This window comes from Pseudonocardia sp. ICBG1293 (assembly GCF_020131355.1).
GTDB lineage: Bacteria > Actinomycetota > Actinomycetes > Mycobacteriales > Pseudonocardiaceae > Pseudonocardia.
On the sequence record NZ_JAHLEL010000007.1, the window covers coordinates 28050 to 44526 of the forward strand.

Consider the following 16477-nt stretch of genomic DNA (forward strand, 5'->3'; position numbering starts at 1 on the left):
ACAACCATGCTATATTTCTAGCATGTTCATGCTAGAAACCGGATCGGCCGGTCCACGACGACTGCGGCGGTCCGCCTCCCGCCTCGCCGTGGCGATGGCACTCACCCCCCTCCTCCTGGTCGGCTGCACCACGACGGCCCCGCCGGAGCCCGGCGGGCAGGCGGACATCGACGCCTACCTGACGCAGGAACTCGACTGGGGCGGCTGCGCGGACACCGCGACGAACGCGGTGGACGCAGAGCTCTTCGCGAACCCGGCACTCCAGTGCGCGTCGGTCGAGGTTCCGCTCGACTACGACGCGCCGGCGGGCGAGAGGGCACGGATCGCCCTCACACGTCTGCCCGCCCGTGGCGAGGCCGAGGGGTCGCTGCTGATCAACCCGGGCGGCCCGGGAGGATCCGGCACCAGCTTCGTGGCGTCCTTCGTGCCCCAGTGGCAGGAAGGACCCGTCAACGAGCGGTTCGACATCGTCGGCTTCGACCCGCGCGGGATCGGGGCGTCGACGCCGACGATCGACTGCTACACCGACGAGGAGTACGACGCGGGCGGTGTTCCCCGGTTCGGCGCCGTGTTCGACATCACCGGCGCCGAGCAGGCGGCCGGTCACGCGCAGCGCTGCATCGACGGCTCCGGCGGCGTCGAGAACCTCGCCAACGCCGGATCGACGAACGTCGTACGGGACATGGACGTCATGCGGGAGGTGCTCGGCGACGACCGGTTGACCTTCCTCGGCTACAGCTACGGCTCCGAGCTCGGCGCCATGTACCTCGCGGCCCATCCCGACAAGGTCCGGGCCGTCGTACTCGACAGCGCCGTCGGACCCGACTGGACACCGACCGAGCTCCGCCTCGCCCAGTTCACCGCCTCCCAGGCCCGCTTCGACGAGCTCGCCGCACTCTGCGCCGAGTCACCCGGCTGCGTCCTCGGGCCCGACCCCGCAGCGGCGAACGACCGCCTGCACGAGATCGTCGCGCCGCTGGTCGAGACACCGGCACCCACCGCCGACGGCAGGGACGTGAGCGTCTGGGACGCCTACCTCGGGATCACCGCGGGCCTGGCCGCGGAGGCCCACTGGCCCACGCTGATCTCCGCCCTGACCGCGCTCGACGCGGGGCGGGCCGACGAGATGCTCGCCCTGCGCGACAGCTTCTACAGCCGCACCCCCGACGGCGTCTACACCACCGACATCGACACGAACATCGCCGTGCGCTGCATGGACTGGCCCCGCCTGACGCCGGAGGAGCAGACCGCGCACGCACGCGAGGTCGCGGAGGTCGCGCCGATGTTCGATGTCGACGTGCTGACGGGCGGGACCTTCCACAGCGAGTGCGAGAGCTGGCCGGCGCCACCGACCCGCGACGACCCGTGGCTGCCCGCCGAGGTCGAGGGCCTTCCCGAGACGCTCGTCGTGGGGGTCACCGGTGATCCGGCGACGCCGTACGAGGGCAGCGTCTCCATGGCACGAACCCTCGACGCGAGCCTGCTCACCGTCGACGGCAAGCAGCACGGCGCCTACATCCTCGGTGGCAGCACGTGCGTCGACGATGCGGTCGATGCCTACCTCCTCGACCTCGAGACCCCTCCGGCCGACGCCCGATGCAGCCTCTGACCCGCCCGGGGCCACCCGACCGCCGGGCGGCGGCCGATGCCCGTTCCCGCAGACAGGAGGAGGCGCCGATGAGGCTCCGACCCGTCCGGCTCCACCAGGCACTGACCCGGACCGTCCACACGATCACGCTGCCGGAGCCCGGCGGCCGGGCCGTCTGGGCCGTCGAGACCCGCACCACCGAGGACCACCGGGCCCGGCTCTACCGGGACGGGCAGCGCGTCAGCACGGCCGAGATGCCCGCCGGCTTCACGGTCCCCGGAGGGAGGATCGAGGTCGACGCCGGGTTGTACGGCGTCACCCGGGTCCACCTCGTCCGCCCCGACGGGCAGGAACGCAGGCTCGCCCCGGCGCCGGGGACCCTGGAGTACGGGCGGGCGGTCCTGACCCGGGACCACCCACGCCTGAGCCGGGGCATCGCCGTCACCGCCGTGATGATCCTGCTGGTCAACCTCGTCCTGGCCGCACCGACATGGCTCGAGATGGTCACCTCGGTACCGGAGGTGGCAGCCCGGTTCGGGACGTTCACCTCACCGGTGCTCCTGCCCGGCTGGCTGCTCGCGACCCTCACGGTCGCCGGTGTCGTCGCCGCCATGGAACGAGCGATCACCTGGCGGCACCACCGCGTCGTCGACGCCGAGACCATCTGGACCTCGCTCTAGTCCGCCTCCGCCGGACCGGGTCCCCGTCACCGGACGCCACCGTTCCGGACCGAACCACTGCCCGAGGAGACACCCATGTCCACCGGCACCCCACCCCACCCCACCCCACCGCACCAGCAAACCCTCCGGCATCCCCCCGACCCTGGACGGGAGTCACACCGACGTCCTGGTGATCGGCGCGGGGATCTCGGGCATCGGCGCCGCACACCGGATGCGGACGGACTTCCCGGATCTCGGGTTCGTCGTCCTGGAGGCCCAGGACGACCGGGGCGGCACGTGGTGGACCCACCGCTTCCCCGGGGTCCGGTCCGACAGCGACCTGTTCACCTACGGCTACCGGCACAAACCCTGGCACGGACCGGCCATCGCCAGCGGCGATGCGATCCTCGGCTACCTCGACGAGGTCATCGCCGAGGACGGTCTGGCCCCGCACATCCACTACCACCACCGGGTCACGGCGCTGGAATGGTCGTCCGAGGACGACCGGTGGACGGCCCGGGTCACCCGCACCGACACCGGCCGGCACCTGCAGATCACCGCCGACTTCCTCTGGATGTGCCAGGGCTTCTACGACCACGACACCCCGCACATCCCGCACTGGCCGGGCCGTCGGCACTTCGAGGGCACGGTGGTGCACCCGCAGCACTGGCCGCGCGACCTCGACCCGACCGGCAGCCGCGTGCTCGTCGTCGGATCCGGCTCCACCGCGGCGACGATCGTCCCCGCGCTGGCCCGGCAGGCAGAACACGTGACGATGCTGCAGCGCTCCCCGTCGTACTGGCTGCCCGCACCGACGGTGCACGAACTCGCGACCCTGCTGGAACCCCTGGCACTGCCTGCCGAGTGGACGCACGAGATCATGCGCCGGGCCTACACCCAGCAGCTCGACCTGCTGGCCGATACCAGCCGGACCGACCCGGACTCGATGCACGAGTTCCTGATCGACACGATCCGGCCGTTGCTCCCCGACGACATCGATGTCGCGACGCACTTCACGCCGAGGTATCGGCCGTGGCAGCAGCGGATCGCCATCACCCCGGACGGCGAGTTCTTCACAGCGCTCCGGGAGGGCACCGCCTCCGTCGTCACCGACACGATCAGCGAGTTCACCGCCGAGGGCGTGCGCGTCCGTTCCGGCGAGATCGTCCCGGCCGACATCGTCGTCACCGCGACCGGGTTCGACCTGGCGGTCTTCGCCGGCATCCCGTTCACCGTCGACGGCGAACCGGTCGACTTCAGCACCCGCGTCACGTGGCGGGGACTGATGGTCAGCGGGATCCCGAACATGGCATTCACGTTCGGCTACTTCCGGCACAGCTGGACGCTGCGCGTCGACCTGGTCAACGACGTCGTCGCCCGCATCTTCGACCGGATGCAGGACCGGGGCACCGGCGTCGTCACCCCGACGCTGCGCCCGCAGGACGCGGACATGCCGTTGCTGCCCTGGATGCCGGAGGAGAACTTCAACGCCGGTTACGTACGCCGGTCGCAGCACGCGATGTTCCGGCAGGGCGACCGCGAGCCGTGGACCCACATGCACGAGTACTCCCACGACCGGACCGCGCTCCCGGCGGCCGACCTCGACGACGGTCTGCAGTACCGCTGACCCGGTCCACCGCCGGCTCCCGTCCCGACCCCGGGAGCGGCTGCGCGGTCCTGCGGCCTCGACCCCACCCGGATGGAAGGGCACATGACCTCGAACGATCCACCCGCCTCCGGGGCGCCTGACGACACCCGGGAGCTCGTCGCCGAGCTACGTTCCGCCGTCCGCACCGGCTCGGTGCACACCGCGGGCGCGGAGTTCACCCGGGCCACGACGCTGTTCAACTCCGCCGCTGAGACCGTCCCGCACGTCGTCGTCCGGTGTGTGAGCACGGCCGATGCACAGGCCGCGGTACGCGCCGCCCGCGGGCACGACGTCCCGATGTCGGTACGCGGCGGTGGTCACGACTTCTGGGGGCGTGGGATCCGGGCCGGTGGGCTCGTCCTCGACCTCTCCGGCATGCGGACCGTGGATGTCGACGCCGAGGCCGGGCACGCCGTCGTGGGGGGAGGTGCGCTGTCCTCCGATGTCGTGTCGGCCGCCGAACGGGTCGGGCTCACCGCCGTCACGGGCACCTCGGGAGCGGTCGGGATGATCGGGGTGACCCTCGGCGGTGGCTACGGCCCGCTGATCGGCCGGTTCGGGCTCGCGGCGGACAACCTGCTCGGTGCCGACGTCGTGCTCGCCGACGGCTCTCTCGTGCGGGCCGACGCCGAGCACCACCCGGACCTGCTCTGGGCGCTGCGCGGTGGCGGCGGCAACTTCGGAGTGGTCACCTCGGCGACGATCCGGCTGCACCCGGTACCGACGGTGGTGGCGGGCACCATCCTCTATCCCGCCACGCACACCTCTCGCCTGCTGTCCGACCTCGGCGCGATCCTGCACGGAGGACCCGACGAGCTGTCGGTCGACGTCGGGTTCCTCCCAAGTCCGGCCGGGGACCCCGTGGTCTACGTCGCCCCGACCTGGTCCGGCGACATCGGGCGGGGGGACGCCGAGAGCGGTCCGGTCCGCGCGCTGGCCCGTCTCGCGAGGCCGATGGCAGCCGAGATCGGTCCCGTGGCCCGCTCCGCGACCCTCGCGGCCACCGACGCGATGTTCCCCGTCGGCCGGCGGGGTGCGATCCGCACCCGGACCGTGCCCGACCTCTCCGAGCAGGTCGGCGCCCGCCTCCGGCACGGCGCCGGCACGTTCACCTCCGGGTTCTCGGCGGTCCTGGCGCACGACTTCCACGGGGCCGCCGCACGCCGGGATCTCGGCGCGACGGCGTTCGGGATACGCCGCCCCCACCGGATGATCGAGCTCATCGCATTGTGGGAGGGCGACCGCCGCGACGACGCTCGACACCTGGACTGGGTCGACGCGGTACACGAGGCACTGGCCCCGCACTCCCTGCCGGGGGGCTACGTCAACTTCCTCGGCTCCGAGCACGGAGGCCAGGTCGCCGAGGCCTACGGGACGAACGCACGACGACTTCTCTCGATCAAGTCGGAGCTCGATCCGGACTCGGTGTTCACCGCGACACCCCTGCCCGAACGCACCGACGCGTCCGCCCGGTGACGGTGGGAGCCCACCGGCTCGCACCACCCACCGAGGTCGGCCGGCAGGACGGCGACCGCCTCACACGGATGAGCGATCGACCGTCCACCCGATGGCTCGCACACGTGCACGAGGGGGCACGTGTGCGAGCCACCGCTGTGCAGACCCCGGTCGGGGCTCCACCGACGGCGCGGAGCCACCGCCACGTGACGGGCAACGGTTCGGCCACGGCGGCAGGTGTCGGAGGTCGGACTCCTCCGGGCGGTGACCCGGTCGCGGTGGACCGGGAGCCACGATCCCGGCGGGCTGCCGGGATCGGGCGGGAGTCACCGACGACGGCGCAGTGCCGGATCGAGCAGGGCGGGCGGTGTGTCGTTCTTCTCGCCGGAGGCCAGGTCGAGACCCGGAGCGACGATGCCGTCGATCGCGTCCAACACGTGGGCGGGCAGGACGGTGTCGGCCGCGGCGAGCTGGCTGGTCAGGTGCTCGACGGTGCGCGGTCCGATCAGCGCGGCGGTGACCGCGGGGTGCGCGGTGACGAACCCGAGCGCGAGCTGGATCAAGCTCAGCCCGGCCGCCTCGGCGACCGGGACGAGTTTCTCGACGGCGTCCAGACGGGCCCGGTTGTGCGGCAGCGAGACGTCGAATCGGGCCGCCATGAACTGCGAGCGATGGGTGGCGAGCTCGCGGCCCTCACGGACGGCACCGGACAGCCACCCCGACGACAGCGGGCTCCAGACCGTGACGCCCATGCCGTACTGCTCGACGACCGGGAGGACGTCCCGCTCGACACCGCGCTGCAGGATCGAGTAGCTCGGCTCCTCGACGGTGTAGCGGCCGAGACGGTGTTCGCGAGCGGCCCACTGCGCCTCGACGATGCGGTGGGCGGGGTAGGTCGAGGACCCGAAGTAGCGGATCTTGCCTGCGCGCTGCAGGTCGGTCAGCGCCGACAGAGTCTCCTCGTCGCCGGTGGTCGGGTCCCAGCGATGCACCTTGAACACGTCGACGTGGTCGACGTCGAGGCGGCGCAGGCTGTCCTCGAGCGCGGTGACCAGCCATCGGCGCGACGCCCCCTGCCTCAGGCCGCTCCGGTCCATCGGCAGCCCGGCCTTCGTGGCGAGCACGACGTCGTCACGTCGCCCGGCCAGCGCCCTGCCCAGCATCTCCTCGGCCTGCCCGGCCGAGTAGAAGTCGGCGGTGTCGACCAGATTCACCCCGGCGTCCAGCGCCGCGCCGACGATGGCCTCGACGTCGTCCTGGGTGGTCCGGCCCAACCGGCCGAAGTTCATCGTCCCGAGTGCCAGCGTGCTGACCGACAGGCCAGTGGTTCCGAGCGTGCGGTACTGCATGGTTCGTCCTGTTCGTGCCGCGCAGGCGGCGGTCTCTGCGGTGGGAGGGTCGAGGTCCCGTCGACACGGAACACCGTTCCGTATATTACGGAACGCTGTTCCGTTTCCGCAAGCCGTCGGCGCGGTGGTCCCCGACGGCCGGGCCGACGACGTCCGTGGAACGAGCGGCCACGACGGGTACGGGCTCGTCGTCACCCCGGCCCTCCGGCGCGACGCAGCCTGCTCCCGGGGAGCGACGGAGCATCCACTCCGGCTCGCGAAAAACACCTGGGATCCGCATGACCGCACGTCAGAATGTGCTCATGCCGAATCCACGCACAGTAGGACGACTGACCGGGTGGGCCTGCATCGTGATCGGAGGACTCCAGCTGATCGGAGGGGTCCGCGCGGAACCGGGCATGGCCACCGATCCCACCGTCGACTCGCACGTCCGGTTCATGGGGCCCGTCTTCGCGGGCTACGGGGTCGCCTGGCTCGACGCCGCGGCCGCCGACCGTCCGGACCTCCGTCGGATGCGGCTGCTGGCCGGACTCATGTTCCTGGGTGGCCTCGGACGGCTGACCACCCGAGCGACGCTGGGGCGCCCGCACCCGTTCCACGACGTGCTGCTCGCCGTGGAGGTCGCCGCGCCGGTGGTCGTGGAGGTGGCTGCACGCAGTCGTCCGGCCGATCGGTAGCCGCTGCTGAGCTTCCCGCGACGGCGTTGCGACTGGCGGCCGGGGACCGGGGACGGCGATCCTTCGCGACGTCCCCGAACCGGTCACCGACCATCGCGGACATCGCGGACGTGGTCGTAGACGTCTCCGGGCTGCCCGGCACGCACCCGCACCGACGACGGGACGGCGATGTCCCTGCATCGCCGCAGGTCACGGCGCCGTCCCCGGTGGCTGTGCGAGTCAGGCCCCCTGGTTCTCCCGGGTCACAGATCCTTGCGCACGGTCGTGGGCCTCGACGGCGCGTCCCGACGGACCGGCAACGACGTCGTTGCTCAGGGGCTCGTCCGCCGCGCCCGTTCCGTACAGGTTCCGTAGCTACCGCTCAGCGGAGTCACGGGCCGCTCGACCAGGTCGGTTCGACGCCCGCCGCCCTCAACTCGGCAAGGACCTCATCACGATCCTCCCGGACCTGACGCCGATCGGCCGCGGTGAGCCGGAACCAGGCCAGCTCGGTGACCGCCTGCCCGGCCATGTCCTCGCGGACTCCGAGAAGCCGCCCTACTGCCGCTCGCGCCTCGTACTTGTCCGCAGACGCCGCGATGACCGCCGAGACCTCCGCATACCGGTCCTGGGCCCTTGCGACAGCGTCGAGGATCTTCCACCGCTGCTTCGCCATCTCGATCTGGTGCGCCTGATCGACCGGGTCCATGACGCCGGCATCGCACTCGTGTCCACGCGCTCCGATGTGCTGGTGGCTCCTCCCGGCGCGGCCTCGTCCCTGCCGAGCCGGCGCGCCGTGAGGAGGTCACCGGCCCTGCCGCACTCCCCCGATCTCCGAGCGATGTCGGGTTCGGGCGGACCCCGAGGTCCTGGGCTTCCACCCCACGCATCGGGATGATGGCTGCATGGTTCGGTCGCATGTAGTCACCGGCGCCGGCCGTGGGGTCGGGCGCGCCATCGCCGAGAAGCTGTTGGCCGACGGCGACGCCGTTGTCATCCTGGAACGCGACCCGGCCGGTGCGACATGGCCCGAAGCCCACCCGGCCGGCCCCCCGGATCGCTGTCGCGACTGGCAGCGCCGACGATCCGACGACCACCGATCATGCCGCTGACCTCGCCCAGGAGATGGGCGAGCTGACGGGCTGGGTCAACAACGCTGCGATCTTCCGCGACGCCGATCTCCACACCACGGCCCCCGAGGACCTGGTCGCGCTCATCAGCGCCAACCTCGCCCCGGTGCTGGTGGGCTCGGCGACTGCAGTACGTCGCTTCCGGGAGCGGGAGACCGCCGGCTCGATCGTGAACGTATCGAGCCACCAGGCTCAGCGCGCTGTACGAGGTGCCCTCCCTTACGCCACTGCCAAAGCAGCGATCGAGGGCTTCACCCGCGCGGCTGCCGTCGACTACGGGGCTGACCGGATCCGGGTCAACGCCGTTGCCCTCGGCTCCGTCTCGACGGACCGATACGAGGAGTTGCTCGGCCGTCAGGACCCGGCTACCGCCGCCTCGACGCGTCGACAGATGGCCGAGATCCATCCGCTGGGGCGTGTCGGCCGCGCCGACGAGGTCGCAGACACCGTCGCCTACCTGTTGTCGCCTGCGGCCAGCTTCATCAGCGGCGTGATCCTGCCCGTCGACGGCGGACGAGCTGCCCGTGGTCAGGACCCGGAAGCACGCTGACGACTCATCTCACGGCGTTGTGGGCCGATGCCCGCACCATCCGGTCTGGTGCTGTTCACCGTCTACGCCACGTGCCGCGCCGGTCGACAGGACACCGACAACGACCGGATCTCCGGGCTGCTCGAATCATGAACCGGACCATCGTGCACCGTGGGGACAAGAGCTCACGATCGTGCCGCATCTGCTCCCTGAACACCCCCCGGGTCACCCGGCACGACCCCGCACCCCCACCGACGACGAGACGGCGCCGTCCCCGCATCGCTGCAGGTCACGGCGCCGTCCCGGTGGTCGTGCGGGTCAGGCCTTCTCGGTCTCCCGGGCCCGCAGGTCCTTGCGCAGGATCTTGCCCGAGGCCGACTTCGGGATCTGGTCGATGAACTCGACCACGCGCACCTTCTTGTGCGGCGCGACCTTCTCCGCGACGAAGGCCTTCACGTCCTCCTCGGTCAGGTCCTCACCCGAGGCCTGCTTGACCACGAACGCCTTCGGGACCTCCTCGCCGTCGGCGTCCTTGACCCCGATGACCGCGGTGTCGGCGATCTTGTCGTGGGTCAGCAGCAGTGCCTCCAGCTCGGCGGGCGGCACCTGGTAGCCCTTGTACTTGATGAGCTCCTTGACCCGGTCGACGATCGAGTAGACGCCCTCGTCGTCGACGACGGCGATGTCCCCGGTGTGCAGGTACCCGTCGGCGTCCTTGGTGGCGTCGGTCGCGTCGGCGTTGTTCAGGTACCCGACCATCACGTTCGGGCCCTTCACCCACAGCTCGCCGCGCTCCCCGACGACGACCTCCTGGCCGGACTCCGGGTCGACCAGCTTGCACTCGATGTTCGGCAGCGCGAAGCCGGAGGAGTTGAGGTCGAGGTCCCCGCGGTCGTCGGGCATGCAGTGGCTGACCGGGGACAGCTCGGTCATGCCGTAGCCCTGCAGCACGGTGCAGTCCAGCCGCTTGGCGACGGCGCGGCCGAGCTCGCCGTCCAGCGGGGCGGCACCGGAGAAGATCGTCTTCACGCAGGACAGGTCGAACTTGTCGATGATCGGGTGCTTCGCCAGCGCGACGGCGACCGGCGGCGCGATGTAGAGCCGGTCGACCTGGAGGTCCTGGGTGATGGTCAGGAACTGCTCGAGGTCGAACTTCGGCATGGTGACGACGGTGGCGCGCGCGTGCAGACCCTGGTTCATCATCACGGTCATGCCGTAGATGTGGAAGAACGGCAGGAAGGCCATGATCTTGGTCTGGCTGGTCACGTCGCCCATGACCTGGATCTGGAGCAGGTTCGACACCAGGTTGCGGTGGGTCAGCACGACGCCCTTGGCCAGACCGGTGGTGCCCGAGGAGTAGGGCAGCACCGCGGTGTCGGTGGCGGTGGTCGTCAGCTCGGGCGCCGGGGCCCCGGAGCCCACCAGGTCGCGCAGCGAGTCGTGGCCCTCGGTGGCGTCGATGGTGAGCACGACGTCCTCGGACAGCCCCGCCTCCTTCGCCCCGGCCACGGCACGGTCGAGGAACGGCGAGACGGTGATGACCATCTTGGCGCCGGAGTCCTTGAGCTGGTGGGCCAGCTCGCCCCCGGTGTACATCGAGTTCGCGCTGGTGACGACGGCGTTGGCCCGCAGGATGCCGTGGAACAACGCGGCCCACTGCGGCAGGTTCGGCGCGAACAGCGCAACGACGTCGCCGGTCCCGATGCCGCGCGCCGCGAGGCCGCCGGCGATCTTCTCGACCAGACCGTGGAACTCGGTGTAAGTCAGCTGGTCACCGGTGGTGCCGTCGACGATCGCCGGCGCGTCCGCCCGGTCGCCGAACCCCTCGGCGAACAGGAACTCGGTGAGCGAGACGTCGGGGATCTCGACGTCCGGGTACGGGCTGCGCAACGACAAGGTTCGCTCCTTCGCGAGGACCTGCGGGGACGGACGGCGCGGGGGTCCGGCCGGGTTCGGCGCCATGCTAGGCGCACGGCACACATGCCGTCGTCGTGACGTGGTGAAAAGTTACCCGCGGGTCACTGGAACAGGTGCTCGAAGGCGGCCAGGTTCGCGGTGGACTCGCCGTTCTCGCGGCGCCAGGCGTACTCGCGGCGGATGGAGGAGGCGAAGCCGAGCTCCAGGAAGGTGTTGAAGTCGCCGTCGGCGGCCTCGAGCACGGAGCCGAGCACCCGGTCGAGCTCGTCGGCGGTCACGGCATGGTGGGCCAGCCGCCCGACCAGGTGGATGTCGCCGACCCGGTCCAGGCAGTAGTGCACGCCGTAGAGCTTGGCGTTGCGCAGCAGCATGAACCGGTAGACGCCCTCGTGGTTCTCGTCGGGTCTGCGGCACACGAACGCCTGCACGGCCAGGGTCTGCTCGCGCAGGATCAGCCAGGTCTGGGTCTGGAGCCGGGCCTCGCCGGGCAGGGTGACCAGCCACTGTCCGGGTCCACGGTGGACGTGGTCGGCACCGGAGTCCGCCAGCGCGGCCCCGATCCACTGCTCCAGGTCGCTCATACGTCCCTCCGTCGCCGCGTCGCGAACTCGGTGCGGGCCTCGTCGTAGGCGCCCAGCAGGGCGTCGGTGGTGCGGTCCCAGGAGAACCGCTGCGCGTGCGTGGCCGCGGTCCGCCCCATCCGCTCGCGCCGCCCGGGGTCGAGCGCGAGCTCGCCGAGCGCGTCGGCCCAGTCGGAGATGTCGTGCCCGGTGACGAGCAGCCCGGACCGGCCCTCGGCGACCGCGACCGGCAGCCCGCCCACCCGGGTCGCCACCACCGGCGTGCCGCAGGCCTGGGCCTCCAGCGCGACCAGCCCGAACGACTCGTTGTGGCTCGGGACCGCGACGACGCCGGCCGCCCGGTAGACGGTCACCAGCTCGTCGCCGGCCCGCGGCGGGAGGAACCGGACGAGGTCGGTGATGCCCAGCTCGGCGGCCAGCTCGTGCAGCGACGTCGGCTCGGCCAACCCCGACCCGGACGGCCCACCCGCGACGAGCACGACCAGCCGTGCGCGCAGCTCGGGAGCCCGTGCGACCAGCTCGGCGGCGGCACGCAGCAGCACGTCGGGGGCCTTGAGCCGCTGGATGCGCCCGACGAACGCCAGCACCACCGCCCCGGCGGGCAGCCCCAGGGCGGCGCGGGCCGCCGCCCGGTCACCGGGCCGGAACCGGTCGGTGTCCACCCCCGGCGGGATGGTGACGGTGCGGTGCGGGTCGGCGTCGTAGAGGTCGAGCAGCTGCTTGGACTCGATCTCGGTGTTCGCCACCAGCCGGTCGGCCTCGGCGACGACCTGGTCCTCGCCGATCACCCGCACCCGCGGTTCGGGGGTGTCCCCGGCGGCGAGCGCCGCGTTCTTGACCCTGGCCAGGGTGTGCGCGGAGTGCACCAGCGGCACCCCCCAGCGGTCCCGGGCCAGCCACCCGACCTGCCCGGAGAGCCAGTAGTGCGAGTGCACGACGTCGTACCAGCCCGGGTCGTGCCGGGCCTCGGCCCGCAGCACCCCGGCGGTGAAGGCGCACAGCTGGCTCGGCAGGTCGTCCTTGCCCAGTCCCTCGAACGGGCCCGCGGCGACGAACCGGACGGTCGCGCCCGGCTCCAGCTCGACCGTCGGCGGCTGGTCCGACGAGGTGGCACGGGTGAAGATCTCCGCCTCGACGCCGCGGCGGGCCATCCGGATCGCCGTCTGTGCGACGTAGACGTTCATCCCGCCGGCGTCGCCGGTGCCGGGCTGCTCGGTCGGGGAGGTGTGCACCGACAGCACCGCGACCCGTCGGGGCAGTCGCTCGCTCACCCGAGCATCCTGACACGGCGCCGGAACGACAGCGCAGCCACCAGCGCCCGCAGCGGGTCCGTGGCGTGCCAGTCGTCGCCGCGGCCGGGCCAGGCCGGGACGCTCGCCGTCCCACCGCCGTCGAGGTCGACGACCAGCTCGGCGTGGCGGTGCAGCCGCCCCGGCGGCGGGGTCTCGCCCAGCGCGGCCAGCGCCAGGACCACCTCGGGATCGGCCGTCCACGGACCGGGGGTGCCGGTGCCGCGGACGGTCCCGGCGACCCGGTCCGAGGCCAGCGGCACGTCGAGCAGCTCCGCGAGGGCGGCGGGACCGTCCCCGCCGGGGACGGCCGGCAGCGCGTCCAGCGCCGGCAGCACCCACGGCGCGTCCAGGACCACCGCCCGGTCGGTCGGCGCGACCGCCCCGGCGACCGTCCGGACCCGGTCCGGCGGGTCGACGTCGTCGAGGTCCACCCGCCCGTCGGCGACGGCCGCGGCGAGTGCGGAGTAGGCGGCCGCGGCGACCTCACCGGTCACCGTGCGGGCCGGGTCGGCCAGCCGGTCGAGCAGCTCGGTGACCTCGTCCGGACCGTCGACGACGACCCGGTCCCGGACGCCGACGGCCGCGAGCACCGCGTCGTCGACGCCCGGCAGGGCCCGGACCTCGTCGTAGAGCCCGGTCAGCCCGGTCGCCGAGCGCAGCCGCCAGGTGCTCGGGAGCCGGCCGTCGAGGCGGACGTGGCGCGACAGCCACCAGGCGGTGTAGCCGGTCAGCACCGCGGCCCGGGTGTCGCGGTCGGCGGCGAGCAGGGCCAGCGCCGCGGGCCACCGGTCGTCGGCGACGAGGTCGAGGTCGCGGACGGCGGGCGGGGTGTCGCCGTCGTCGGGGTAGTGCTCACCGTCGTGCAGGACCTCCGGGTCGAACCCGGCGACCGTGAACCCGTCGAGCACCCCGGCGGCGACGAGCGCGGCGCGGGGGACGTCGGACCACTCCGGACCCAGCACGCCGACCGGGGCGGCCGGGTCGAGCAGGTCGCGCACGGCGGCGTCGGGCAGGACGAGCTCGTCGGCGCGGGCGGGGCGGCCGTCGTCGTCGGTGAGGGCCAGGGCACCGAACGGGGCCGGGCCCGACCGCGCACCGGCGCCGAGGCGCTCGTCCGGGGCGACGACGGGGCCGTCGAGCAGGGACAGGACTGCACGGGCCAGTGCCGTGGTGTCCAGGCCCGCCTCGGCGTCGTCGACGGACCGTTCGACGGCCGCGCGCAGCGCGGGCGCGGCGAGGAGGGTGTCGCGGTCGGCCTCGGCGGCGCCGAGGCGGCGCAGCAGGGGATGGACGGCGTCGGGGTGGGCGACGCGCAGCTCGGGGACCGCAGCGGCCGGGCCTGCCCCGTCGGCCAGCAGCACCGAGGCGGGCCCGGGCACCAGGCGGCCGTCGACGAGCGGGACGGGCAGCGCGCCCAGCTCGGCGGCCAGCCCGGGGACGGTGTCCACGGCGGGCGCGAGTGCCGCGTACAGGTCCCGCCACCGGCCCGGGTCCGCCTCGACGCCGGTGAGCCGCTCGGCCAGCGCGGCCGCGCCGACCCGTTCCACGCCGAGCCCGGGGGGCGGGACGGTCCCGGAGGACAGGAGCCGCGCGAAGGCCGGGTCGGTCGCGGCGAGCAGCTCGGGCAGCCCGTCGGCGGGCACGTCGAGCCACTCGGCCCGCTCCGGCGCGAGGAGGTCCTCCTCCCCCGTCGCGGCGGGGAGCCAGGCGGTGCCGGTCAGCGCCGCGGTGACCGCCTCGCGCAGGCGGCCGTCCAGGGGCGAGCGCGGGAAGCCCGGCTCCGGCACCAGGAGGGTGCGGTCGGCGGGGGCGACGCACCGGACGAGGGTGGCGTAGCCGGTCGCCGCGGCGTCGACGAGCACGTCGACGCCCGGGTCGTCGGCGCGGATCCGGCGGCGGTCCGGGTCCAGCGGGAACGGCGCGATCAGCCGGGCGGGCAGCGAGAGCTGCTCGGCGCTGCGGGTGGGGGCGTGCAGGACCTCGCCGCGGTCGGGCCCGAGCGGGGCGGGCCGGTCGCCGTGCAGCGGCAGCGCCCAGCGGACACCGGCGTCCCCGGTGACCAGCAGGTACCCGGCGTCGCCGACGCGCACCCGGCCGTCTCCGAGGTCGGTCCGGGCCACGGTCACCGCGCCCGCGGTGACCGACTCCAACCCGGGCAGCGCCAGCAACAGGTCCCCGGCGGCGCGGGCCAGCTCGTCGAGCAGGTCGTGCGGGTCGGTGCCGGGCCCGGGCCGGAGCCGGACCTCGGTGGCGAACCCAGGCGGCGGGGGCTCCTCCTCCGGCGCGGGCCAGGCCAGGCGCAGCACCGGGACCCGGGCGTCGCGGGCCAGCTCGGCCGCCGCGGCACCACCCAGTCGGGCCACCTCGACCGCGGTCCGGGCCGCGGAGAACGCGACGCCGCCGGCGGCGGTCACCAGGCGGGGCGCGGTGCACACGGCGAGGACCGCGGCGAACCCGACGCCGAACCGGCCGGTCGCGCCGCTCGCGTCCCGTTTGGCCGAGGCCCGCAGTGCGGCGAGCGCGGCGACCCCGTCGGCGTCCAGCGGGGCACCGGTGTTGGCCACCCGCAGCTCACCGTCCACCACGACGGCGCGGACCCGGCCGGGCAGCTCGGCGGCCAGCGCGGCGTCGGCGGCGTTCTGGAGCAGCTCGGCGACCCAGGTGTCGGCGTAGCCGCCGCGACGCAGGTCGTCCTCGGCGTTGACGTCCTCCCGGAACCGGGTCCGCGACGACGACCACGCCGCCAGGACCCCGGCCCGCAGCGCCGCCGTCCCGAACGGGTCGGTGCCGCCCGCGACGTCGGTACGGCTCAGGACCCGACCGGCTCGAGGTCGATGCCGTCGTCGTAGACCAGGGCCGAGACGTGGACCGGCGAGCCGGACGGCTCGGCGACCGAGGAGTGCGCGCCGCAGCCGAACCCGACGGCGACCACCTGGGCGTCGGCCGGGGAGGAGCCGTTCGCGCAGACCCCGAACACACCCTGCAGCGACCCGGCGAGCGGCACCAGGAACCCGCAGGTCCCGCAGGACGCCGGCGCGGACCGGGCGAGATCGGCGGCCGGGCCGCGCTCCCCGTCCTGCCAGCGCTCGGCGGCGGCGACCCGGCCCTCGAACGACAGCACCCGCTCGCGGCCGAGACCGACCTCGCGGGCCAGCGCGTCGACGGCCGGGTCCCCGGAGTCGACGTAGCCGGGCACCAGGCGCGGGTCGTCGGGCGGGGTGGGCAGGAGGTCGCCGGGCCGGAGGTCGCCGGGCTGCACGCGCTGGTCCCACGGCACCCAGTCCGGGGCGACGAGCGCGGTGGAGCCGGGCAGCAGCACCGACTCCGAGACCGTCACCGGACCGCTGCCGTCCGCGGCGGCGACGGTGACCGCCCAGCGCCAGCCGCGGTAGCCGGGCAGGTGCGCGGCGAAGGAGTGGGTGACCGAGCCGTCGTCCTCGACGGTCGTCCCCAGGTGCACACCGACCGCGGCCGCGGCCGCGGCCGCACCCAGCTCGTCGGCCGCCTCCTCGACGGCGGCGGCCCGTGCCTCGTCGACCGCCTCGGACAGGTGCGACGGCGCGGGGTCCTGCGGCGTGTCCGCCCGCTCGTCACCGGAGCCGCCGACCTCGACACCCACCTCACCAGTGCTCACCTCACCAGTGTGCCACCCGTGCCCGGGCATCCTGGGCGG

At 73.4% G+C, this 16477-nt stretch carries 13 protein-coding genes; 6 read left to right on the forward strand and 7 right to left on the reverse strand.

Features of this window, described 5'->3' with window-relative positions; translation table 11 throughout:
- Positions 1-94: 94 nt before the first annotated feature.
- From KPF47_RS03605 to KPF47_RS03620, 4 genes are all read left to right on the forward strand, one after another.
- Positions 95-1609, forward strand: a complete 1515-nt coding sequence (locus tag KPF47_RS03605) for an alpha/beta hydrolase (protein WP_224386890.1) — start codon at positions 95-97, stop codon at positions 1607-1609.
- 68 nt (positions 1610-1677) lie between these two features.
- On the forward strand, positions 1678-2268 hold the full coding sequence (locus tag KPF47_RS03610) for a hypothetical protein (RefSeq protein WP_224386892.1): 591 nt from the start codon (positions 1678-1680) through the stop codon (positions 2266-2268).
- Between the two features lie 169 nt (positions 2269-2437).
- Complete coding sequence (locus tag KPF47_RS03615) at positions 2438-3874, forward strand: NAD(P)/FAD-dependent oxidoreductase (protein ID WP_224386894.1); 1437 nt, start codon at positions 2438-2440, stop codon at positions 3872-3874.
- Positions 3875-3958: 84 nt separating this feature from the next.
- Complete coding sequence (locus KPF47_RS03620) at positions 3959-5371, forward strand: FAD-binding oxidoreductase (RefSeq protein WP_224386896.1); 1413 nt, start codon at positions 3959-3961, stop codon at positions 5369-5371.
- A 305-nt stretch (positions 5372-5676) separates the two neighbouring features.
- On the opposite strand, the gene KPF47_RS03625 is transcribed toward KPF47_RS03620, so the two are convergent.
- Entirely contained in the window at positions 5677-6699 is a 1023-nt protein-coding gene (locus tag KPF47_RS03625; RefSeq protein ID WP_224386898.1) for an aldo/keto reductase, read from the reverse strand.
- Between the two features lie 302 nt (positions 6700-7001).
- Between KPF47_RS03625 and KPF47_RS03630 the strand changes: the two genes are divergently transcribed.
- On the forward strand, positions 7002-7376 hold the full coding sequence (locus KPF47_RS03630) for a DUF4345 domain-containing protein (protein WP_224386900.1): 375 nt from the start codon (positions 7002-7004) through the stop codon (positions 7374-7376).
- A 370-nt stretch (positions 7377-7746) separates the two neighbouring features.
- Here the strand turns inward: KPF47_RS03630 and KPF47_RS03635 are convergent, their stop codons facing one another.
- Entirely contained in the window at positions 7747-8064 is a 318-nt protein-coding gene (locus KPF47_RS03635) for a hypothetical protein (protein WP_224386902.1), read from the reverse strand.
- 416 nt (positions 8065-8480) lie between these two features.
- On the opposite strand from KPF47_RS03635, the gene KPF47_RS03640 reads away from it, so the two are divergent.
- Complete coding sequence (locus KPF47_RS03640) at positions 8481-9035, forward strand: SDR family NAD(P)-dependent oxidoreductase (RefSeq protein ID WP_255659050.1); 555 nt, start codon at positions 8481-8483, stop codon at positions 9033-9035.
- Between the two features lie 297 nt (positions 9036-9332).
- On the opposite strand, the gene KPF47_RS03645 is transcribed toward KPF47_RS03640, so the two are convergent.
- The 5 genes from KPF47_RS03645 to KPF47_RS03665 all read right to left on the reverse strand — a co-directional run bounded on the left by KPF47_RS03645 (position 9333) and on the right by KPF47_RS03665 (position 16438).
- Positions 9333-10910 (reverse strand): AMP-binding protein, encoded by a 1578-nt coding sequence (locus tag KPF47_RS03645; protein WP_224386906.1) that lies wholly within the window; start codon positions 10908-10910, stop codon positions 9333-9335.
- Between the two features lie 122 nt (positions 10911-11032).
- On the reverse strand, positions 11033-11512 hold the full coding sequence (locus KPF47_RS03650) for a YbjN domain-containing protein (RefSeq protein WP_224386908.1): 480 nt from the start codon (positions 11510-11512) through the stop codon (positions 11033-11035).
- Positions 11509-12783 (reverse strand): D-inositol-3-phosphate glycosyltransferase, encoded by a 1275-nt coding sequence (gene mshA / locus KPF47_RS03655; RefSeq protein WP_224386910.1) that lies wholly within the window; start codon positions 12781-12783, stop codon positions 11509-11511. The genes KPF47_RS03650 and mshA overlap by 4 nt, the downstream gene beginning before the upstream one ends.
- Positions 12780-15716, reverse strand: coding sequence for a sacsin N-terminal ATP-binding-like domain-containing protein (locus KPF47_RS03660; RefSeq protein WP_374108795.1), 2937 nt, complete (start codon positions 15714-15716; stop codon positions 12780-12782). Before KPF47_RS03660 ends, mshA begins: the two co-directional genes overlap by 4 nt.
- Positions 15614-16438: a DUF3027 domain-containing protein gene (locus tag KPF47_RS03665; RefSeq protein WP_308015305.1), complete on the reverse strand. Its 825-nt coding sequence runs from the start codon at positions 16436-16438 to the stop codon at positions 15614-15616. The genes KPF47_RS03660 and KPF47_RS03665 overlap by 103 nt, the downstream gene beginning before the upstream one ends.
- Between the last annotated feature and the right edge of the window lie 39 nt (positions 16439-16477).